18 protein-coding genes are annotated in these 21,465 nt (G+C 66.7%); 9 read left to right on the forward strand and 9 right to left on the reverse strand.

All coding sequences use genetic code 11. The features are described from left to right. The 6 genes from LPB04_RS22995 (at position 1) to LPB04_RS23020 (ending at position 4,445) form a co-directional block, all read left to right on the forward strand. Complete coding sequence (locus tag LPB04_RS22995) at positions 1 to 837, forward strand: TPM domain-containing protein (RefSeq protein WP_193686739.1); 837 nt, start codon at positions 1 to 3, stop codon at positions 835 to 837. An 11-nt stretch (positions 838 to 848) separates the two neighbouring features. Then, positions 849 to 1,367, forward strand: a complete 519-nt coding sequence (locus LPB04_RS23000) for a TPM domain-containing protein (RefSeq protein ID WP_193686740.1) — start codon at positions 849 to 851, stop codon at positions 1,365 to 1,367. 87 nt (positions 1,368 to 1,454) lie between these two features. Next, a complete protein-coding gene (locus LPB04_RS23005; RefSeq protein WP_193686741.1) occupies positions 1,455 to 2,219 on the forward strand; it encodes an SDR family NAD(P)-dependent oxidoreductase in 765 nt (254 codons plus the stop codon). A gap of 579 nt (positions 2,220 to 2,798) precedes the next feature. Then, the gene (locus tag LPB04_RS23010) at positions 2,799 to 3,110 is read left to right on the forward strand and encodes a hypothetical protein (protein WP_193686742.1); all 312 of its coding nucleotides are present in this window, start codon (positions 2,799 to 2,801) and stop codon (positions 3,108 to 3,110) included. Between the two features lie 149 nt (positions 3,111 to 3,259). Next, on the forward strand, positions 3,260 to 3,586 hold the full coding sequence (locus LPB04_RS23015) for a VanZ family protein (RefSeq protein WP_193686743.1): 327 nt from the start codon (positions 3,260 to 3,262) through the stop codon (positions 3,584 to 3,586). A gap of 166 nt (positions 3,587 to 3,752) precedes the next feature. Further along, positions 3,753 to 4,445: a hypothetical protein gene (locus LPB04_RS23020; protein ID WP_193686744.1), complete on the forward strand. Its 693-nt coding sequence runs from the start codon at positions 3,753 to 3,755 to the stop codon at positions 4,443 to 4,445. Between the two features lie 257 nt (positions 4,446 to 4,702). Here the strand turns inward: LPB04_RS23020 and LPB04_RS23025 are convergent, their stop codons facing one another. The 5 genes from LPB04_RS23025 to LPB04_RS23045 all read right to left on the reverse strand — a co-directional run bounded on the left by LPB04_RS23025 (position 4,703) and on the right by LPB04_RS23045 (position 11,682). Next, on the reverse strand, positions 4,703 to 6,508 hold the full coding sequence (locus LPB04_RS23025; protein ID WP_193686745.1) for a glycoside hydrolase family 2 protein: 1,806 nt from the start codon (positions 6,506 to 6,508) through the stop codon (positions 4,703 to 4,705). Beyond that, complete coding sequence (gene galK, locus LPB04_RS23030; RefSeq protein WP_193686746.1) at positions 6,495 to 7,592, reverse strand: galactokinase; 1,098 nt, start codon at positions 7,590 to 7,592, stop codon at positions 6,495 to 6,497. Before galK ends, LPB04_RS23025 begins: the two co-directional genes overlap by 14 nt. After that, a complete protein-coding gene (locus LPB04_RS23035) occupies positions 7,592 to 8,680 on the reverse strand; it encodes a M24 family metallopeptidase (RefSeq protein ID WP_193686747.1) in 1,089 nt (362 codons plus the stop codon). Before LPB04_RS23035 ends, galK begins: the two co-directional genes overlap by 1 nt. After that, positions 8,677 to 9,696 (reverse strand): galactose-1-phosphate uridylyltransferase, encoded by a 1,020-nt coding sequence (gene galT, locus LPB04_RS23040; protein WP_227496551.1) that lies wholly within the window; start codon positions 9,694 to 9,696, stop codon positions 8,677 to 8,679. Before galT ends, LPB04_RS23035 begins: the two co-directional genes overlap by 4 nt. Positions 9,697 to 10,167: 471 nt before the next feature. Beyond that, entirely contained in the window at positions 10,168 to 11,682 is a 1,515-nt protein-coding gene (locus LPB04_RS23045) for a dipeptidase (protein WP_193686749.1), read from the reverse strand. Between the two features lie 139 nt (positions 11,683 to 11,821). Between LPB04_RS23045 and LPB04_RS23050 the strand changes: the two genes are divergently transcribed. Then, positions 11,822 to 12,685: a pirin family protein gene (locus tag LPB04_RS23050; protein WP_193686750.1), complete on the forward strand. Its 864-nt coding sequence runs from the start codon at positions 11,822 to 11,824 to the stop codon at positions 12,683 to 12,685. Positions 12,686 to 12,752: 67 nt separating this feature from the next. Then, positions 12,753 to 13,775 (forward strand): asparaginase, encoded by a 1,023-nt coding sequence (locus LPB04_RS23055; protein ID WP_193686751.1) that lies wholly within the window; start codon positions 12,753 to 12,755, stop codon positions 13,773 to 13,775. 103 nt (positions 13,776 to 13,878) lie between these two features. Here the strand turns inward: LPB04_RS23055 and LPB04_RS23060 are convergent, their stop codons facing one another. Beyond that, complete coding sequence (locus tag LPB04_RS23060; RefSeq protein ID WP_193686752.1) at positions 13,879 to 14,739, reverse strand: hypothetical protein; 861 nt, start codon at positions 14,737 to 14,739, stop codon at positions 13,879 to 13,881. Between the two features lie 213 nt (positions 14,740 to 14,952). Here LPB04_RS23060 and LPB04_RS23065 point away from each other — a divergent pair, with 213 nt between their 5' ends. Continuing rightward, positions 14,953 to 15,738 carry a hypothetical protein gene (locus tag LPB04_RS23065; RefSeq protein ID WP_227496552.1) on the forward strand — a complete coding sequence of 262 codons (786 nt, stop codon included), beginning with the start codon at positions 14,953 to 14,955 and terminating at the stop codon, positions 15,736 to 15,738. On the opposite strand, the gene LPB04_RS23070 is transcribed toward LPB04_RS23065, so the two are convergent. The 3 genes from LPB04_RS23070 to LPB04_RS23080 all read right to left on the reverse strand — a co-directional run bounded on the left by LPB04_RS23070 (position 15,735) and on the right by LPB04_RS23080 (position 21,449). Continuing rightward, on the reverse strand, positions 15,735 to 18,407 hold the full coding sequence (locus LPB04_RS23070) for a hybrid sensor histidine kinase/response regulator (RefSeq protein ID WP_227496553.1): 2,673 nt from the start codon (positions 18,405 to 18,407) through the stop codon (positions 15,735 to 15,737). The genes LPB04_RS23065 and LPB04_RS23070 overlap by 4 nt on opposite strands. Positions 18,408 to 18,591: 184 nt before the next feature. Next, positions 18,592 to 19,641, reverse strand: coding sequence for an aldose epimerase family protein (locus tag LPB04_RS23075; RefSeq protein WP_227496554.1), 1,050 nt, complete (start codon positions 19,639 to 19,641; stop codon positions 18,592 to 18,594). Positions 19,642 to 19,811: 170 nt separating this feature from the next. After that, positions 19,812 to 21,449, reverse strand: coding sequence for a M28 family peptidase (locus tag LPB04_RS23080; RefSeq protein WP_193686755.1), 1,638 nt, complete (start codon positions 21,447 to 21,449; stop codon positions 19,812 to 19,814). Positions 21,450 to 21,465 lie beyond the last annotated feature (16 nt).

Below are 21,465 nucleotides of genomic sequence, written 5' to 3' on the forward strand. Positions count from 1 at the left end.
ATGAACTTGTTTCGCACCCTGTGGCTGCTGGTGCTCTCCTTCGCGCTCAGTGGGCCGGCCCAGGCCCAGCTGAAGGAAGTGCCGGCCTTGACCAGCCGCGTGACCGACCAGGCCGGCATGCTCGACGCGACGCAAAAGCAGCGCCTGGAAGCCGTGCTGGCCGAGCATGAGGCCAAGAGCGGCAACCAGATCGCGGTGTTGCTGGTGAAGTCGACCGAGCCGGAAGCGATCGAGCAATACGGCATCCGCGTGGCCGATGCATGGAAGCTGGGACGCAAGGGCGTCGACGACGGCGTGCTGCTGATCGTCGCGCGCGACAACCCGGGTTCGCTGCGCCGCTTGCGCATCGAGGCCGGGCGCGGGGTGCAGGGCGTGCTGACGGATGCGCAATCGAAACGCATCCTGCAGGACGTGATCGCGCCGCATTTCAAACAAAACCATTACTACGAGGGCCTGGTCGCAGGCGTGGGCGCGATTGCCACGGTGCTGAACCGGGAACGATTTCCCGAGCCGGCGCCGCAGGTAGCCCCGGCAGCACCGGCAAATGCAAGTGACGCAGGACAAGGAGGCGGGATCGGTATGTTTGGCATCTTGATGTTGGTTTTCGGTTTCATGCTGTTGCGCTCGATCTTCCGGCCGCGCCGCGCGCGCCTGTCGCGCGGCGGCTGGGGCAACGGCGCGACCGGCTTCATCCTCGGCAGCATTCTCAGTAACGCCGGTCGTGGCGGCGGCGGCTTCGGCGGCTTCTCCGGCGGCGGCGGCGGCTTCGGCGGCGGTGGCGGTTTTTCCGGCGGCGGCGGCAGCTTTGACGGCGGCGGCGCCTCGGGAGACTGGTAATGGCAGAGCACATGACACATGAGTCGTTCGGCCAGCGCGTCGGCCGCGTGCTGCGTCACTGGCGCAGCACCAAGGCGGACGCCCAGCGCGCCTTCCCGGAGAGCACGCTGGCCGCGGCAGCGCAGGCGATCACGGCGGGCGAACAAACCCACCGCGGCGAGGTGCGCTTCATCGTCGAAAAATCGCTGCCGACCGACGAGGTCTGGGACGGCGTGACCAACCGCCAGCGCGCGCTGGCCCTGTTCGCCGACTACGGCGTCTGGGACACCGAGGACAATTGCGGCGTACTCATCTACGTGAACCTGGCCGAACACAAGGTCGACATCGTGGCCGACCGTGGTATCGACCGCAAGATCGATGAAGCTACCTGGCAGGCGGTCTGCCGCACGATGACCGAAGGCTTCAGGCAAGGCAAGTTCCACGACGCCACGCTGGCGGCAATCGAACAGGTGAATGCGCTGCTGCGCCAGCACTTCCCGGCCAGTGGTGCGCGGCCGAACGAGTTGCCCGACAGCCCGATCATGCTGTAGGCCGTCGAACGCTGACGCCCGGCGGCTATCGCGATGGACAGCCCTGCCCTTACAATAAGGGTCACTGCCCTTCGTGAAAGCCCCGCCATGAAACTCGAAAACAAGATCGCCCTCGTCACCGGTGCCAGCCAGGGCATCGGCCTGGCCTGCGCCCAGCGCCTGGTGCGCGAAGGCGCCCGCGTGATGCTGGCCGACGTGCGGCCGGAAGTGGCCGAGGCCGCCGCCGCGCTGGGCGAAGCCGCCCGCTACTTTGTCGCCGACGTCAGCCAGAAGTCCGACGTCGACGCACTCCTCCAGGCTACCCTCGACGCGTTCGGCCGCGTCGACATCCTGATCAACAATGCCGGCGTCACGCATGCGGCCGACTTTCTCGACCTGCAGGAAGAGGATTTCGACCGCGTCCTGCGGGTGAACCTGAAATCGATGTTCCTGTGCAGCCAGGCTGCGGCGCGCGACATGGTCAAGCGCCAGAGCGGCTGCATCATCAACATGTCGAGCGTGAACGCCGAACTGGTGATTCCAAACCAGGTGCCCTATGTCGTCTCCAAGGGCGGCGTCAACCAGCTGACGCGCGTGGCGGCGATCGGCCTCGCCCAGCACGGCATTCGCGTCAACGCCATCGGCCCGGGCACGATCCTGACCGAACTGGCGAAGCAGGCCGTGCTGGCCAGCCCGGAAGCGCGCCATACGATCCTGTCGCGCACGCCTCTCGGCCGCTGCGGCGAACCCGAGGAAGTGGCATCGATTGCCGCCTTCCTCGCCAGCGAAGACGCCTCCTACATCACCGGCCAGACGCTGTATGCCGACGGCGGGCGGATGCCGCTCAACTACACGGTCGCCGTACGCGAATAAGGGAACCGGCAGGTTCATCGGAACAGCCGAACTCGTCCATATTCACAGTTCGCATATCTGGTATCCGAATACGCAATTAGACAAATATATCGCAACGCAACATAATGAACCTGTCTCCACTATTCTCCTCCAAGAAAATAGTTTTAAGCCCGCTCATGAAGCGGGCTTTTTTTTTGCCCAGTACTTATAGATTCTCATCCGGGGAAATCGTTCGCGGTAGAGCTCGAATGCTTGCGGTAGGTCATACTCGGGTCACAATCGCTCCCTATACTGAATTCATCTGCAGTACACGCAACCGATATGCCTGATTGCAGACAGGTGTGCAGCGCAAACGCCTTGCACACCCACCGAACAATGTCTCTTGGCCCGATCTTGGGTTGTGCCCACCCTCTCTCCGGTGGGCATTTTTTTGTTCAAGATTGCCTGCCCGCATCAGACTACCCGCATTGTATAAATGTGAAGACTGGCCTTGCAGCCTGTCGACTTTTGACTATGATGAAGTTCGTGCTACCGCAAGCGGGATTGACGGCAAGATCCCAAGGCGGGCGCTGCCAACCACCAGACAAGGGAGCCAGACCGATGAATTTGCAAGCCTCTGAAAAGCATACCCACCTCAGTTCCGCCAGCCGCCGCCAGCACCAGGACGTCGATTGCCTCGTCCTCAGCGAGCTCAACCCACTTGTCGTGGTCGACCATCTCGATGGCGAACAGGCCACGCTCACTCTCCTCACCTTCGGCAACGTGCGTGAAATCTGCCCGAAATGCCAGCAAGGGAACCTCAAGCTCGTGTTGCGCCAGACTTCGGTGCGCATGGCCCATCTGTTCTGCGCCGATTGCGAGAGCTGTTTCGACGCACGGTATGCCGACGGCGCCCCGGCGCTGACCATCTGATTCCAGTTACACCCGGCCGTGCGGGCGCGCGGTCGCATGGCGTGGTATGGTTGCCGTTTTTTGCCAGCTCGTCAGCCATGCCGTCTTTCCTCTATTTTCTCCTGCTTGACCCGCGCCTCAACAAACTCCGCTATGCCGCGGCAATCCTCATGTTCCTTGCGATCGTGATTGCCGGATCGATCCCGGGCGCGCGTGCCGGGATCGGCGAATACGCGCCCGGCGTGGTGCTGCACTCGTCGGCCTACTCGGTCCTTGCCCTGCTCTGGTTTACCGCCAGCCGCGGCAATGCGGCCAGCAGGACGGTCGCGACGGTCCTCGCGATCGCCGTCATGGGCGCGATCGACGAATCGGTGCAGAGCTTCTTCCCCTATCGCGGCGCCGACGTGCGCGACTGGATGGTCGACTGCAGTTCGGCCCTGGCCACCTGCGCGATCCTGTGGATGATCCTGCCGAAAGCGGCGCTGCAGCGTAGCTGAGCCCTGCGCTGTGGCGCGTTTTTGTTTCTCCATGATCAGCTTCGCTTGATCTGGCTCATGCAAGACCTGAGCGAGCTGGAACGTTGTGCCTCGATTTCCCCTCTAACAGCAGTGGCAGACTCCATCGTCACGCATACCCACTGACAAAATCAACGGAGGATCGATCATGAAACAACAACATCAGAGCCTGGTCCTGGCGGGCCTGCTGGCCACGGCGCTCGGCCTGTCGGGCTGCTCCGGCATGCGCGGCGGCAGTGACACGGGCGGCGACACCTCGGGCAGCGGCGCCAGCGGCAGCAGCAGCTCGCCCAGTGCCACGACCGGCAGCTCGACGACCGGTGCGACCGGCAGCGACGCCGGCGGCATGTCGGGTACGGGCGCCGGCACCAGCACCAGCGGTTCGGCCGGCTGGGGCGGCGGCACCAGCTCGGGCACCTCCGGCAGCGCGGGCAGCTCGGGCACTTCGGGCACCAGCGGCTACGACCAGTCCGGCGGCGCCGGCAGCGCAACGTCGGGCAGCACGACCCAGGGCAGTTCGACCGGCACGATGTCCGACACCGCCAGCGGCAGCTCCCAGGGCGGCGCCGCCACCGGCAGCTCCGCGGCCGCCGGCGGCAGCCCGAACAGCACGGTGGTCTCGATCGAACTGGTGCCGCGTCCGTCCGGCGGCATGGGCGGCAGCGGTGCCAGCGGCAGCAGCAGCACCGGCACCACTGGCAGCTCGATGACTTCCGACCGCGTCTACCGGGTCACCCTGCGCATGGACGACGGCAGCACCCAGGTCGTCACGCAGGACACCACGCCCAGCTTCCGCAGCGGCGACCGCGTCAACCACAGCGGCGGCATGATCAAGCACTAAGTTGCTCCCGGCGTATTTCTACCCGGCAGGCGCGGGCGGGCCCGCCTGCCGCTCCTGCGGCTGCAAGGGCGCAATCGATGTCTGCAAAATGCGTGAAAACTGCGTGGAATCTGCGCAGGGATATGCGTGCGTGCGCGGCATGGCCGCGTCAAGGCAGTGACGGGCAGTGATGGTCAGTGATGGGCAATGTTGGGCGGTGATGGGCAGGAGATGGGCGGCCGGTCCAGCCGCCCATTTCCTGCGCCGCAGTGGGAGAATCAGGCCGGATCGGCCCCGTTCTCGTCCTCGGCCTTGACCGGCTTCACCTGCGCATTGCGCGTCGCCGCCGAGATCATTTCGAACGGTAATTTCGGCGTGCGGTCGGCGTTCAGCAGGCCGTTGGCCTCCTGGAAGGTATCGGCGAACTGGGTATAGCAGAAGCCGCTGAACATGAAGGTTTCGTTGACCACCTTCAGCAGGCCGCGGTACAGGTTGTGGAAGCCATCGGCCGTGGTCGAGCGCGAATAGCCCCAGGTGCCCTCTTCCGGCGTGCCCGTGGTGTCGTAGGCGATGCCGCCGAATTCGGTCAGCACGATCGGCTGGCCGCGGTGCGGGAAGCCGTCCAGGGTCAGGATGCGTCCGCCCGGACGCCGTTGATCGAACAGGGTGCGCACCGGGTCGCTGACCTCGTAGCGCGCCTTGACCTTTTCCGGATCGCAGTCGTAGTCGTGGATGCCGAGGATGTCGGTGGCCGAGGCCTCCCAGCCATCGTTGCCGATCACGGGCCGCGTCGCGTCCAGCGTGCGCGTCAGGTGGTACAGCGCCTCGACGGCATTGCGATGCGCCTGGGTCAGCGTCAGGTTCGGCACGCCCCAGGATTCGTTGAAGGCCACCCAGACGATGATGCAGGGGTGGCTGTAGTCGCGGTCGATCGCTTCGGTCCACTCGCGCACCATGCGTGTGATCGCCTTCGGGCTGAAGCGGTAGGCCGATGGCATTTCTTCCCACACCAGCAGGCCGAGCTTGTCGGCCCAGTACAGGTAGCGCGGGTCTTCGATCTTCTGGTGCTTGCGCACGCCGTTGAAGCCCATCAATTTCGCCAGTTCGACGTCGCGTTTCAGGTGGTCGTCGGACGGACCGGTGAGGAAGGATTCCGGCCAGTAGCCCTGGTCGAGCACAAGGCGCAGCTGGTATGGCCTTCCATTCAACATCAATCGGTCGCGGTTGATCGCGAACGAGCGCAGCGCCGTGTAGGACTTGATGCGGTCGACCACGCGGTCGCCGCAGCGCAGCGTCACTTCGGCGTCGAGCAGGGTCGGACGCTCCGGGCTCCACAGCAATTCGTTGCGCGAATCGTCGATACCGGGGTCGGACAGCGCGATCTTGCGGTTCGCTTCGCCGGCCAGCAGCTTGTAGTGGTCGTCGGCCAATAAATGTTCGCCGTGCCAGATCTTGACTTCGATGAACATGTCGTCGCGGATCTCGCCGCCGGCGAACACCTCGCAGCCGATCTCGAAGGTCTCGAAAATCGGGGTCCACTTCAGCTTCTGGATGAAGGTCTTTTCGACCTGCTCGACCCAGACGGTCTGCCAGATGCCGGTCGTGCGCGGATACCAGATCGAGTGCGGCTCGAGCAGCCAGTCCTGCTTGCCGCGCGGCTTGGCAAGGTCGGCAGGATCATCCTCGACATACACGGTGACGACCTGCTTGCCGTCAGCCTTCATGGCCGAGGTGATGTCGGCCGAGAACGGCGTGTGGCCGCCCTCGTGCTCGGCCACGAGATAGCCGTTGACCCAGACACGCGCCGAATAATCGACCGCCCCGAAGTGCAGGATGGTGCGGCCCTCGTTGGGCAGCACGGTGAATTCGCGCTCGTACCAGCAGACACGGTGGAAACCGGTGTCGCCGATGCCGGACATTTTCGTTTCCGGCGCGAACGGCACCTCGATCTCGTGGGTCCATTCCGGCACCTCGCCCGGCAGCTTGAAGCGCATCTCGTCGTCGAAACAGAAGCGCCACTTGCCGTTCAGGCTGATCCAGTTGTCGCGTACCAGTTGGGGACGTGGGTATTCAAACTGACTCATTGTTTTCCTTTCCTTCAGTCGGAACCGGGATCAGCAGACGACCCTGGCGCCCGTTCCTGTTGTATTCGTTAAGTGCGGCCTCGGCCGCCGCTTGGGCGTGACCGGTCTTGCACAGCGCCACGCAGGCGCCGCCGAAACCGGCGCCGGTCAGGCGTGCGCCGACCACGCCTTCCTGAGCACGCAGCAGCGCGCACAGTTCGTCGAGTTCGGGGATCGATACTTCGTAATCGTCGCGCAGGCTGAAGTGCGAGGCGTTCATCAGCTCGCCGAAGCGCTCCAGGGAGACGCCGCCGGCCGCTTCCAGCACGCGCAGGTTTTCCTGCACCACGTGGCGGGCACGGCGTTTCAATGGCTCGGGCAGGCTTTCCACCGACTCAGGGTCCGTCACGTCGCGCAAGGCCGCCACGCCAAGCTTGCGCGAGGCTTCCTCGCACTCGGCGCGCCGTTCGTTGTACTTGCTGCCGGCCAGCTTACGGGCGATGCCCGAGTCGATGACGATGATTTCGGCGCCCTGGGGCAGCGGCGCGAGACGGTGTTCGAGCGTGCGCGCGTCGATGAACAGCATGTGCGACTCGTCGGCCAGGCTGGACGCCATCTGGTCCATGATGCCGCAGTTCACGCGCGCATATTCGATCTCGGCGCGCTGGGCGATGCGCGCCAGTTTCACGTCGTCGAGTTCGAAGCCGAGCATCTGGCGCAGTGCGCGCAGGGTCGCCACCTCCAATGCCGCGCTCGAGGACAGGCCGGAACCGACCGGCACGTCCGTCGACACCCAGACCCGCAGCGGCGGCACGGTGACGCCCTCGGCTTCGACCAGGCGGATGCAGCCTTCGATATAGCTGCCGAAGCCGGCCGGCGCGCTGCCGTCGGGCGCGAAGGTGACGTTCGCATCGAGCGTGCTCGAATAGAAGACGAAGTGGCCGTCGTTGCTGCGGGAAAGCGCCACCGTCGTGCGCTGGGGCGTCGCCACCGGCAGCATGAAGCCGTCGTTGTAATCCGTATGTTCGCCCAGCAGGTTCACGCGTCCGGGTGCGGAGGCGTTGACCTCGGGCGCGCCGCCGAAGAAGGAATCGCTTGTCACCATCAGTTTGTCTCCAGCCAAAGGGGCCGCTGGCGGCCATGCACGGTCACGGCGGGCCACTGCGGATCCAGGGTCAGGTTGTCCAGTCCCTGCGGGCCGAGGAGGAAGGTATCCTCGATTTTCAGGCCCGCAAAGCTGGGGTTGAACGCAAAGGCCATGCCCTCTTCCAGTTCGGTCGCCGTACTGGGCGTGGCGACGATCTCGCGCGCCAGGTAGCCGGTGATGCCGCCCTGGTGGTGCTCGTTGATTGCGTCCAGGCGGTCGGCATGGTTGTAGGCCGCGGCGAACGCGTGATAGACGGCGGACAGCGATTTGCCGGGCGTGACAGTGGCCAGCCCCGTGGCCTCGACCTCCATCAGCGCGGCCTGGTCTTGCGGCGCCTGTCCAAAGCTGACGAAGCGCGTCAGATTCGCATACAGGCCGTGCCGGCGCGCGCAGAACACCAGCATGGCGCGCGCGCCGAGCGGTGCATGCGACGGCGTCGGATGGCGGTAGAGCGGCAGGCGCCCTTCGCCGGCCGCCAGCACCAGCGCCGGGTGGATCCCGCGCCGCCACAGGGCCGCCGCGCCGGCAGCGGCCAGCTCGTATTCGGTCCATTCGGGGCGCACGGCGCGCATGGTTTCGGTCATTGCCTCGGCCGCTTCGCGCCCCAGCACGCGGTAGCGCGCCTGCTCCGATGCACTCAACACGAGCCTGCGCTTCTGCAGGGCCGTCGGCAAGGGCTGCTCGCCGTTGCGCGGACGGTCCGACAACACCGGCCGATCGCCGGCCAGGCCCAGCACATAGCGTTCGCGCAGCTCGACCTGGGCCCAGGGCGTGACGTGGAAGGTAAAGCCTTCCGGGACCTCTTCCTCGCGCAGGCGGGCCGCCTCGATCTCGTCGGTGAGAATCACCGCGTCCTCGCGCGTGACCAGCACTTCGGCCACGCCCAGTTCGGACGTATGCAGCACGGCGCTCGATCCGCCCGCCGTGGCCCAGGCGAACCAGTCGATGCCGCGCAGGTGAATCGCGGCCGCGCCGGTGCGCTCCAGGCAGTCGCGCAGCAAGGCCAGCTTGGCCGCCACCTCGGCGGCGCGCTCGAAACCGCTCATGCGCCCTCCTCCAGCGTCACCTGCACCGCCTGCAGCTCGGCCGCCGTGTTCTCGGGCAGCACGTCCATCGCGAACATGCCGGCGCCCAGCTCGGTGCCGGCCAGGTATTTCAGGCGGTCGCGCGAGCGGTAGGGCGGATAGAACTGGGCGTGCAATTGCGTTTCCGGGTGTGCCGCGCCATCGGTCGGCGCCTGGTACCAGGCCATCAGGTAAGGGAATGGCCGGTTCCACATCGTCTCGTACTTGAGCAGCACGGTCTTCAGGCAGCGCGCGAGGCTGGCGCGCTGCACATCGGAGAGCGAGGCGAAATCCTGGCACGGCTCGGTCGGCATGACCCAGACCTCGTACGGATAGCGCGCGCAGGCCGGCACGAAGGCAATCGCATGCTCATCCTGGAACAGCACGCGGCGCCCGTCGGCCGCTTCGTTCTTCGCCATGTCGCACAGCAGGTTGGTTCCGTGCTGGAGGAAGTACTCGCGCTCCTGGGCCAGCATGCGCGCCGGCACCTGCGGCACGAAGGGGTAGGCATAGATCTGGCCGTGCGGATGGTGCAGCGTCACGCCGACCTCGGCGCCGCGGTTCTCGAACGGCAGCACGTACTCGATCTGCGCGTTCGCCCCGATGCGCCGCGTGCGGTCGCCCCAGACTTGCAGCAGCAGCTCGATACGCGACAGCGGCAGGTGCACCAGCGCCGTGGTCGGGTCCTGGGTGAACACCACCACTTCGCAGTGGCCGTTGGCGGGCGCGGTGGGCACCGTCAGGTGCGGCGGGTCGTGCGACTCGAGCGCCAGCGAAGGAAAGCGGTTGTCGAACACGGCGATCTCGTAATCGCCCTGGGGCAGCTCGGTCGGGTTCGCGGGGTCTTTCGTCACCGCCAGCGGGTTGTACTCGGGCGGCGGCAGGAAGGTACGGTTCTGGCGGAACCCGGCGTAGGTCACCCACTCGCCGCGCAAGGGATGCCAGCGCAGATGCGGGTTGGCATTCATCGGGTCGGGGAAAGGACTGGGCGCAACCATTCCCTCCGGAATCGGCCGGTTGCTGTAGAGAGTCAGGTGTCGTCCGTCGGGCTTTGTCAGTTCTTTACTATGCATGGCATCGCTTTATCTCGGGAGATCACATACGCGCGCAGGCAATTCAATCCCTGCGTACGCGGCTAGGGAGTGATCCTAACATGGCGTTTACGCCACATTTTCTTCACGGAATGTATGTTTTTTCCAACAGTTAATGACTTAACTGAGCAGTTCTACCTGATAGCGGGTCAGGCGGTCCGTCTCTCCTATGAAAACGCATTCCGTTGGGCAGTACGGCAGCTTCTTCCAGCGCTGTTTGTAGTCCCATACCTACAAAACTAATGGAAGTATTTACGGGGTTCGGCAAGACATACACTGACAAGCCCAACTGGAGCGGAGAAGATCGAAACGGCCTCTTGCAGACTGTTGTGGCAGCCAGGAAAACGCCGGCACGGGGAGCGCCGGCGTAACGAGCGCCTACTTCGCCAGTTCGGCCAGCACCGCCGTGTACATCTGCAGGTTGAGCAGCAGCTGCTTGAGCGTGATGAATTCATGCTCGGAATGGCCTGTGTAGACCTGGCCCGGCATGCCTGGCCCGAAGCTGACCGCATTCGGGAACAGGCGCGAATTGGTGCCGCCGCCGATCGCCACCGGCTTCGGATCCTTCATGCCGGTGAAGTAGGAAAACACGTTCATCAGCACCGGCAGTTGCGGCGCATCCTTGCGCAGCCAGGGTTCGCTCGTTTTCACCGTGACGTTCGCCAGCGCCAGGTTGCGGCTCTGCCAGCCTTCGAGGGCTGCATTGACCTCGCCCGTCAGCTGCTCCGCACTCTTGCCCTGCGGACGGCGCAGGTTGATCGAGACCTCGATGCCCTCGTCCTTCTGGCGGATCACGGTCGGGGCCACCGTCATCGGGCCCATGAAGCTGTCGCGGTAGGCGATGGCGCCGAATTTTTCCCCGTACAGGCCGGTGCCGACCAGCTCGTTGAGATAGTTGACGGCGGCGCCGGCCGTCGTATTCGGCCAGGGCCGCACGGCCAGCGCATCGGCCAGCATCGCCACCGCGTTCACGCCATCCTCGGGCTTCGAGGAGTGCGCCGACACGCCGCGCGCGCGCACCTCGAGCTCGCTGCCCTTGCGCGTGAATTCGTAGCGCATGCCCTCCTGCTTCGCGCCGCGCTCGCGCACCTGCGCTTCCAGGGCCGGCGTCGCATTCGCGATCGTCGCGTTCGCGTCTTCCGGAATCTGGCTGCCGAAGAAGCCGCCGCCGAAGGCCGCGAGGTAGGGTTCGCCCGCCGCCGGCACCACCGCCTTCGCTTTCGGGAAGGTGACGGCGATCGTGCCCGAGGCCTTTTCGGCGACGACCGCCGGATACTCGGCGTCGAGCGTGATGTTCATCTGCGGCGGCTCGTTCGTTTTCAGGAAATCGATCAAGGGCTGCCAGTTCGATTCCTCGCCCATGTAGACATACAGCTCGATGCGCTTCGACAGCGGCAGCTGTTGGTCCTTCAGGGCCTTCATCGCGTACAGGGCGGTGGCGATCGGCCCCTTGTCGTCCTCCGCGCCGCGCGCCAGCAGCTTGCCGGGCTCGCTGGTCTGGTCCAGCACGAAGGGCGACTTCTTCCACTTCGACGGATCGACCGGCTGGACGTCGCCGTGGGTGACGACACCGACGCGTTCATCGCCTTTGCCCATGCCGACGACGACGACCCAGCCATGGTCGGCGAAATCGAAACCGAGACGGTTTGCCTCGGTTTTCAGATAGTTCTTGAAGGCGATGTGCTGCGGGTCCTGGTCGGACGGGATCTTCGGATCGGCCACCGTGTTGAAGCTGACCAGGCTGGCGAGCGTCCTGACGACGTCGGTACGGTAGGTGGTGACGGCATACTTGGCGGCCTTGACGGCGGCCGGACTCGGCGCGGCGGTGTTCGGCGCGGCGTGTGCATGCAGCGCGCAGGCCAGCAGCAGGCTGGCGAGTATCGTTTTTTTCATGTCGCGGATGGTCTCCATTGCATAGGCGCAACGAGTCTAGCACAGGGGTCCGCGGCAGGCAGGCGCGCCAGGGCGACAGACATTACGGTATCGTGGCACTCATTGACTACATCAATCGACAAGACCAACGAGAAAGCACATGAGCGATAAACTGGTACGCCGGATTCACCCGGCGCTGCGCGACGATATCGGCGACCTGATTACCCAGCGCCCGGTCCCCACACGCCACCTGGACCAGGTCGATCCCTTCCTGTTCCTGAACCACCACGGCCCGCAAACCTACCCGCCGCACAACCGCGGCCTGCCCTTCGGGCCGCATCCGCACCGCGGCTTCGAAACCGTCACCTTCATCCTGGAGGGCATGCTGATGCACAAGGACAGCGCCGGCTATGAGAGCATCATCCGCGCCGGCGGCGTGCAGTGGATGACGGCCGGCAGCGGCCTGATTCACGCGGAGATCTCGCCGCCCGAATTCCTGCAGGCCGGCGGACCGCTCGAGATCCTGCAACTGTGGGTCAACCTGCCGCCGCACCTGAAAATGACGAAGCCCGCCTACACCGGCCTGCAGCAGGACGAGATCCCGGCGCTCGCGCTCGACGGCGGCCGGGTCACGATGCACCTGACTGCCGGCGAATACGAAGGGACGCGCGGCCCGGTGCAGTCGCTGACCGGCGTCTTCATGAGCACGATCGCCTTCCAGCCGGGCGGGCGCCTGCGCGTGCGCGCCCTGGCCGAGCGCAACGTGTTTCTCTACGTCGTGCGCGGGGCGCTGCAGGTCGGCGTGGCGGAAGACCGCGTCAGCGCCTTCCATCTCGTCGAACTCGGGCATGAAGGCGACGAACTGGAGATGACGGCGCTGGAAGATGCCGTGGTCCTGTTCGGCCATGCCGAGCCGATCGGCGCGCCGGTGGTGTCGCACGGTCCCTTCGTCATGAATTCGCGTGCCGAGATCGAGCAGGCCATTCGCGATTACCAGGCCGGACGATTCGGGGTGCCGATGTAAGGGGGTGCGCTGCGTTTTTGCCGGCTCGATTAGAGTAAACGGATACCCAACTACACGAGATCCGAGCATGAGCGCAGTTCCCCTTGCCGCCACCACGCGCGGCTATCCAGATTCCGGCTACACGATCGAAAACGTCCACGCCGGCTCGATCGCCGTCGTCGACACCGCGGGCCACCTGCTCGCCTGGGCCGGCGATCCGCACTATCAAACCTTCACCCGCTCGGCCCTGAAGCCCTTCCAGGCCCTGCCCTTCCTGCTCGCCGAAGGCCCGGCCAGATTCGGCCTGGCGGAAGAAGAACTGGCGCTGCTGTGCGCCAGCCACTCGGGCGAAGAAAAACACCTGAACGGCGTGCGCTCGATCCTCGCCAGGATCGGCCTGGACGCCGGCCACCTCGAATGCGGCTGCGGCGCGCCGCTGTACTACGAGGCGAACAACCTGCCGGTGCCGCAGGACCGCGCCTGGACCCCGCTCCACCACAACTGCTCGGGCAAGCATGGCGGCTTCCTGGCCTGGTGCCGCCAGCACGGCGCGCCGACGCGCGGCTACGTCGAACCGGACCATCCGCTGCAGCGCGCCATCCGCAGCGCCCTGGCCGATGCCGTGCACTTGCCGGAGTCAAGCCTGCCGAGCGGGATCGACGGCTGTTCGGCGCCGAACTATGCGCTGCCGCTGGCCAGCCTGGCCCACCTGTACGCGCGCCTGGCGCAGGGCGCGGCCGACCCGCTGCTCGGGACCGCGCTCGGGCCCCTGTTCGACGCCATGACGCATCGGCCGGACATGGTCTCGGGTACCGAGCGCAGCGACCTGGTCCTGATGACGGCGGGCGGCGGCGACTGGGTCGCCAAGATCGGCGCCGACGCCGTGCAGGCGATCGGCATCCGCTCGAAAGGGATCGGCATCGCGATCAAGGTCGCGGACGGGAATAACCGCGGGCTGCACACGATTACCTACAATGTGCTCGATCAATTGGGCTTGCTGGACGAGGGAAAACGCGCCGTGCTGGAACGCTTCCGCCAGCCCCTGATTCGCAATGCGCGCGGAACGGTGGCCGGTGATATCCGCACGCTGTTCACGCTGCAGCACGCGTAACGTAGGGTGGGCACTCGTGCCCACGCGGTGATACGTACTCCCTCCGATTTCGTGCTCGACGATCTCGCCGTCGCGTATCACCGCGTGGGCATGAATGCCCACCCTACGAAACCATTCGCCTCAACATCCCCGCCAGCGGCTCGAGCACTTCCTTGTCTTGCCAATAGCTGTTGTGCGACAGCGGATTCCAGCTCTTGAGCATCCACCCCACCGCCCCTTGCCCGGCATTGATGACACGGTCTTCGACCAGCGTCCGATAGCCCTCCGACAGCGGCTGCAGCGGCCAACCGAGCACGTCGTCCGGATCGTACAGGTTCAGCCAGCGAAACAGCGGGGTCGGCGGCGCGATCGGCTTGATCTGCATTTCCTTGTGCGCGGCGACGAAAATCGGAATGTTGCAACCGGTCGTCACCAGGCCGGTGCAGGTGCCGCCCGCCAGGTAGTGCTTCTCGCGCTCGCTGAGCAGGCGCCCCAGCGCCGGACGCGACCAGGCATCGATGTCGCGCCAGATGCCGGCGCCGACCCGCCCGCCGCCAAGCGCCTTCTGCCCGTCGTAGATATAGCTCGACAGCACCTGGCAGCCGAGCGAATGCGCGAGGAACACGACCGGCATGCCGGGGTTGGCGGCGCAGGCAGCCAGCAGGGCACGTGCGATCTGGCCTTGCGCCAGTTCGTAGACCGAGGCCGGGTCTTCCTTGCGGTTCTCCAGCCCGGCGGCGTCGGCGAAGCCGAACAGCATGAACTTGCGCAGCTGGTCGTAATGGACCTTGCTGCCGCCGTCGACGCGGTCCCAGACGAGCTGCTCGTTCTTTTGAAGGATGTCCTGGTAATACACCGAATACAAGGCCACGCGTTCGCGCAGCGCCGGGCCGAGGCGGTTGCGCATCTCGCCGAATACGCCGGCCGCGTAGTCGCGCGGCGTTTCGCCCATTCCGTGAACCGTGATCAATGCGACCTGGGGCATGGTGACCTCCTTCCGGACCAAGAGCCTTTTGTCAGAAACGTCCTCATGACTGAAGCCGATTCCTAACTCCAGCTTACCACCAGCCGAGGCGCAATGGATGGCCGCACGCGTCCGGAATCCGGGCGCGCACGCTTGCCCTTTACTGCATTTGTTATAGGAACTATAATTTTCTTAAACATAACTGCATTTGCTCAATTGTATGTACACACTATTGTGAACCCGCTGCTGTTTCCCGAATACGCCGATGCCATCCGCGCACTCGACCTGGCGGCGATCGGTTCACCGGCCGCCCTGCCCGAGCGCTTCCTGCTGGCGCACGAAGGCCGCTTCAGCGTGCACTACATCCCTTTCGAGTATGTGAACCCGGCGGCGCGCATCGTCGTCGTCGGCATCGCGCCGGGCTTCGTGCAGTGGAAGAATGCGATGGCGGAAACCCAGCGCCGCATGGCCGCCGGCGCCGCGCAGGACGAGGTGCTGCGCGCGGCGCGCCTGGCCGGGGCCTTCAGCGGCGCCATCCGCCCGAACTTCGTCGCCCTGCTGGACGCCATCGGCGTGCAGCGCTGGCTCGGCATCGCCAGCTGCGCTTCGCTGTTCGACCACGATGCCCACCTGGTACAGATCAGCGCCATCCTGCGCCACCCGGTGTTCGTCGACGGCCGCAACTACAGCGGCACGCCCGGCATGGCCAAACTCCCCTTCCTGCGCGAACAGGTGCTGCGCTATTTCGCGCACGAGGCGGCGCAACTGCCCGATGCGCTCTACATCCCGATGGGCGGAAGCGTCGCCGAAGGGCTCGACTGGCTGGCGCGCGAAGGCGTGATCCGGCGCGAGCGCATCCTGCACGGCTTGCCCCACCCGTCCGGCGCGAATGCCGAACGGGTCGCCTATTTCCTCGGCCGCAAGGAGCGCGCGGCCCTCTCCTCGCGCACCAACGCGCGCCAGATCGATGCCGCGCGCGCGACCTTGCTGGCGCAGATGGCCGCGCTCAGCGAAAGCTAGGAGCGCGAAGCCGCCTCTTGCAGGATGCGCACCAGGGCCCCCATATCGACCGGCTTCACCAGGTGGTGGCTGAACCCGGCGGCGCGCGCCCGGGCGCGGTCCTGCTCGCCCCCATAGCCGGTCGCCGCGATCAATACCGCATTGCGCGTGGCCGGTTCCGCGCGCAGCAGCGCGCCCAGCTGGTAGCCGTCCATGTCGGGCAGGCCGATGTCGACCACCATCGCGTCGGGCGCTTCGCGCATGGCTCGCCGCAGCGCGGCGCTTGCCGTATAGTCGACCGCCACCGTATGGCCCTGGGCGCGCAGCAGCGTGGCCAGGCCGTCGGCGGCGTCCTCGTTGTCGTCGACCACGATCACGCGCAAGGGGCGGTAGGCCGCGGCATCCATCCGGACCGCCGCGCCGTCCGCAGCGGCATCCGACTCCGCTTGCGCGCACGGCAGCTCGATCGTGAACACGCTGCCCAGCCCCACCCCGTCGCTGTGGGCAGCGACCGCGCCGCCATGCATCTCGACCAGCTTCTTCACCAGCGCCAGGCCGAGTCCAAGGCCGCCCTGCGAGCGCGCCAGCGTGCGCGCTCCCTGCGTGAACAGCTCGAACACGCCCGGCAGCAGATCGGGCGGCATGCCGGAACCGTTGTCGCGTACCTGCAGGCGCGCGCGGCCATCCTCGCGCGCGAGCGTGATGCGGATGGTGCCGGCCGGCGGCGTGTACTTGGCGGCGTTGTTGAGGATATTCGCCACCGCCTGCACCAGGCGCGTCGCATCGCCGCGCACCTGCACCGGGCACTGCGGCAGGTCGAGCTCGACGCGGTGCGCTTGTTCGTCGATCAGCGGGCGCGCCTGGTCGAGTGCGCTCCTCACCACTTCGCACAGGTCGAGCTCGTCCACCTGCAGCGTCACCAGGCCGCGCGTCACGCGCGAGACGTCGAGCAGGTCGTCGATCAGGCGGCTCATGTGCTTGACCTGGCGCCCGATGATGGCGCTGGCCTGGCCGATGCGCGGCTCGTCGCGGAACTGGATGTTGAGCAAAGCCGCCGAGCTGCTGATCGGCGCCAGCGGATTGCGCAGCTCGTGCGCCAGCATCGCCAGGAACTCGTCCTTCATCCGCGACAGGCGCTCGGCCTCGACACGCGCCGCACGTTCGCTTTGCAGCAGCGCGTCGCGCTCGATAGCCGCCTTGCGCGCCGCTTCGTACAGGCGCGCATTGTCCAGCGCGACCGCCGCCTGGGCCGCCACGCCGGCGACGATGCGTTCGGTGCGTTCGCTGAACACCCCCGCTTGCGGATGGCCGAAGAACAGGCCGCCGAGCACCGTGCCCGAGCGCGCAACCACCGGCACGGCCAGGTAGCTGCGCACCGGCAGGTGCCCGTGCGGCATGCCGTAGTGTGGGCTCGACAGGCCGTAGCGCGGGTCGCGCGTGATGTCGTCGCTGCGCACGATGCCTTCGTTGTAAAAAGTCGGATGGAAGATCGCCGTCGGACGCGGATTGCCGAAGCCTTCGAAGGCCGCGCGCGGTGCGCCGGACAGGGTGTAGAGCAGCAGGTCCTCGCCAGGATCGCCCGGCACCTTGTAGAAGAAGGCGCCGAACTTGGCCCCGCTCAGCTGGGTGCCGGCGTCCGTGATCGCCTGCAGCAGCACGTCGGCGTCGAGGGTCGAGGCGAGCGCCTGGCCGGTGCGGTTCAGGACTTCGAGAATGCGCGTTTCGTCGCGCAGCGTCTCTTCGACGCGGGCGCGGCGCACGGCCTCGCGCGTCTGGCGCGCCACGTCCTCGGCCAGCGCCGCCTCGCGCGCGCTCCACTCGCGCGGCGCCGGCTCGTGCAGATAAAAGATGGCGGCCAGCCGTCCGGCCTCGATGATCGGCACCACGATCATGGCGCGCGCGCCGATGCTCGCATAGCCGGCCGCATACGGCGCGGCCAGCGGATCGGCCGCGACATCGTCGAGCTGCAGCGTGCGCCCGGCGCGCAGTTCGGCGATCAGGGCCGGGCCGAAGCCGTCGAGCGCACGCGTCTCGCCGGCCAGGCTGGCAATCGTGCCGTCGGTCCAGTCGCGCTCGACGCTGACGGTCTGTCCGCCCGCGTCGATCTCGCCGTAGCCGACGCGTCCCACCGCCAGGTAGCGCCCGACGAGCGCACTGGCCGCTTCCATGATGGCGACCGGATCGAGCAGTTCGCGCAGGGTCGCGCCGAGCTCGCGCTGGAAGCGGTCCTGCTGCGCCGCCAGCACGCGCGTGGTGGTATCGGTCAGCACGCACAGAACGCCGGCGGGCTCGCCGCGTTCGCGCAGGGGCGAGGCCGACAGCGTGACGTAGCGGCGGGCCAACCGGTCATGCTGCGCCGCCTCCAGCGGCAGGTCCTCAGCCAGCGCCGCCTCGCCGGCCAGGGCGGCATCGAGGACAGGCATCACGCCGGCCCAGGAACCGGTGAAGGCCTGCGCCAGGGGCTGCCCGAGCCAGGCGGGATGGCGCTCGCCCAGCAGCTCGACGAAGGCGTCGTTGTAGACCAGGCGCAGGTCACGGCCCCAGGCCGCGAACATCGGGAAGCGCGAACCGAGCATCAGGTCGATCGCCGCGCGCAGACCGTCCGGCCACGGCGCGCCGACGGGGGCCGGCAAGGCGCGCAGCAGCGCGCGCACGCTGATGGCGTCGGCGTCGTGGTGGGATGCGCGCATCGCTCGGCTCATGCGGAAATGGTGCCATATCGACAAGGGAATCAGTCGATTATAGCGGCCGAACGCGCGCCGAAACAGCGAATGTCACACTGCCGTGACGATGTCATGCGCACCGGGTAGAAGCCATGCGGCGCGCATGAAAAACGGGCCGATTCGGCACAATCGGCGTGCCGGTGCCTTGCGATCAGGGCTCGATCGAAAAGCGGAACCGCGATTCGGTCGCGTAGACCTCGCCCGGCCGCAGGATCGTGTTCGGAAAGGCCGGCTGGTTCGGCGAATCGGGGAAGTGCTGCGGCTCGAGGCAAAAGCCGCTGCGGTACGCATAGACCCGGCCCTTGCCGGCAAGCGAACCGTCGAGGAAGTTCCCGCTGTAGAACTGGACGCCCGGCTCCTGCGTAAACAGCTCGAGCACGCGGCCGGAACCGGGATCACGCACGCGCGCCGCCCGGCTCATCGCGCCCGGCGCCGGTTTGTTCAGGACGAAGCAGTGGTCGTAACCGCCGCCGTTGCGCAGCTGTTCGTCGGCCTCGTCGATGCGCGCGCCGATCGGCCGGGGGACGCGAAAATCGAAGGGCGTGCCGGCCACGGGCGCCAGGTTCCCGAGCGGGATCGAACCGGCATCGATCGGGACAAATGTGTCCGCATCGATCGTCAGCTCGTGGTCCAGGATATTACCGCCGCCGGCGAGATTGAAATAGCTGTGCTGGGTCAGGTTGACCGGCGTGGCGCGGTCGGTGACGGCCGAAAAACGCACCACGATTTCGTTGTCGGCGGTGAGCCGGTAACGGACGCTGGCATCCAGCGTGCCGGGATAGCCCTGCTCGCCGTCGGGGCTGCGGTAGTCCAGCACCAGTTCGTCACCCTCGATGCGCGAGCGCCACTGCACGCGGTCGAAGCCGGGCACGCCGCCGTGCAGGTGGTTCTTGCCGTTGTTGACCGGCAGCGCGAAGTCCTGGCCGTCGAGCGTGAAGCGGCCGGCGGCGATGCGGTTGCCGTAGCGGCCAATCAGCGCGCCGAAATACGGGCTGTCGCCGCGGTAGGGTTCGAGCGTGTTGAAGCCGAGCGCCACGTCGGCGAACACGCCGTCGCGGTCGGGTACGTGGATCTCGGTGATGATGCCGCCGAAGTCCAGGATCCTGACCGTCATGCCGGCCGCGTTGGCGAGCGTGAAGACCTGCACTTGCGCGCCGTCGGGCAGCTGGGCGAAAGGGGCTTGCTGGATGCCGGGTTGCACTGGATTGCGTCCTTTCTGGGTTGGCTGTCGTGATGCCGCGATCCTAGCATGGGCGCCGCATCGCGCCGCGCCGCCTTGCGCGCCCGGCATCCCGCCACGCAAGCCGAGCGCCGGATGTATGCGGCCAGGCGCGCCGGCAAGGGCCAGGCGCTGCGAAACCCCGGCTCGCTTCAGCGCTTGACCCGCCCGAACGCATCCCCCTGCTTCCACGTCGGCATGGCCGGCGCGTTCGCCACCGCATAGCCCAGGTTCAGCGTGAACTGGGCCTGCTGCGTCATGCCCGACAAATCCCAGTTCGCGTGGTACTCGTCCGTCACCTGGTGGTAGTCGCCCTTGAAGCCGACCATGGTGGCGCTCGCGCGCGCATGGTCGTGCTCGAACTCGAAATGGCCGTCGCCCGAGAACACGGCCGAGCCGACATTAAAGGCCGGCACGCCCGCCTTGGCGAAATTGAAGTGGTCGGCGCGGAAGTAGGCGCCGGACAGGTCGGGAATGGTCGGCGCCAGGGTCAAGCCCATCTTTTTCGCCACCGCCGCCGCCGTGCCATACAGGCTGCTGCGCTCGGCGCCGGGCACGCCGATGTCCTTCGTGCGGCCGACGAAGTTCAGGCTGTCAAGGTTCAGGTCGGCGGCGGTCCTGGCCAGCGGGATCACCGGGTTGGCGACATAGGCGGCGCTGCCCAACAAACCCTGCTCTTCGGCGGCCGGCCACAGGAAGACCTGGGTGCGGCGCGCGGGTTTGCGCACCGCCTCGGCCGCCATCGCCAGCAGCGCGGCGCTGCCGGTGGCGTTGTCGACCGCGCCGTTGAAGATGCGGTCGCGCCCTTCCGGGATGTTCTGGTCGATGCCGAGGTGGTCCCAATGCGCCGAATACACGACCACCTGCTCCTTCAGCTTCGGATCCGTACCCGGCACGATGCCGACCACGTTGAAATCCTCGACCTGGCGGATCGCCGATTTCAGCTCGACGTGGGCGGCGGTCTTCAGGTCGACCGGCGTGAAGTCGCGCCGCTCGGCCTGGGCGCGCAGCTTGTCCAGATCGAAACCGGCGGCCGCGAACAGTTCGCGCGCGGTGTCTTCCTGCAGCCAGCCCTCGATGCGGTTGCCGGCGCCGGCCAGGTGGAAGCGCTCGTGCGAGAAGCTGTTGGCCGGCACGCTCCAGGCATAGGATGCCGATGGCGTGGTGTGGATCAGCAGCGCGCCGGCGGCGCCGCGGCGCACGGCCTCTTCGAATTTGTACAGCCAGCGGCCGTACCAGGTATAGGCCTTGCCGGCGAAGCGGTTCGGTTCATCAGCGGTGGGCTGCGGGTCGTTGACCATCATGACGAGGATCTTGCCCTTCACGTCGACGCCCTTGTAGTCGTCCCATTTCTCTTCCGGCGCACTGACGCCGTAGCCGACGAAGACCAGCGGCGCGTCGAAGGACAGGCCCGTTTGCCCGCTGCCGGTGCCGAACACGATGCCCTCGCCCAGCTTCGGATTCAGGCGCTTGCCGCCGGCGTCGAAACTCACCGCGCTGCCCGGCAGCAGGCGGGTGCCTTCGATGGCGACCTTCTGGCGGTAGCCGCCCGATGGCATGGGTTTCAAACCGATCGCCGCGGCCTGGGTTTCGAGGTAGCGCACCGCCAGCGCGCCGCCGCGCTGGCCGGTACCGCGGCCCTCGAGCAGGTCGTCGGCGAGGAAGGACAGGTGGGCACGCAGCGCCGCTTCGGAGATGGCGGGCGCCTCTTGCGCAAGGGCGCTGCAGGACAGGGACAAGGCGGAGAAGGCAGAGAAAGCGGCGCGGGCGGCCAGGGGGCGAAGACGCATCGATTGGTTCCGTCGG

Origin of the sequence: Massilia litorea, assembly GCF_015101885.1 — a bacterium.
GTDB lineage: Bacteria > Pseudomonadota > Gammaproteobacteria > Burkholderiales > Burkholderiaceae_D > Telluria > Telluria litorea.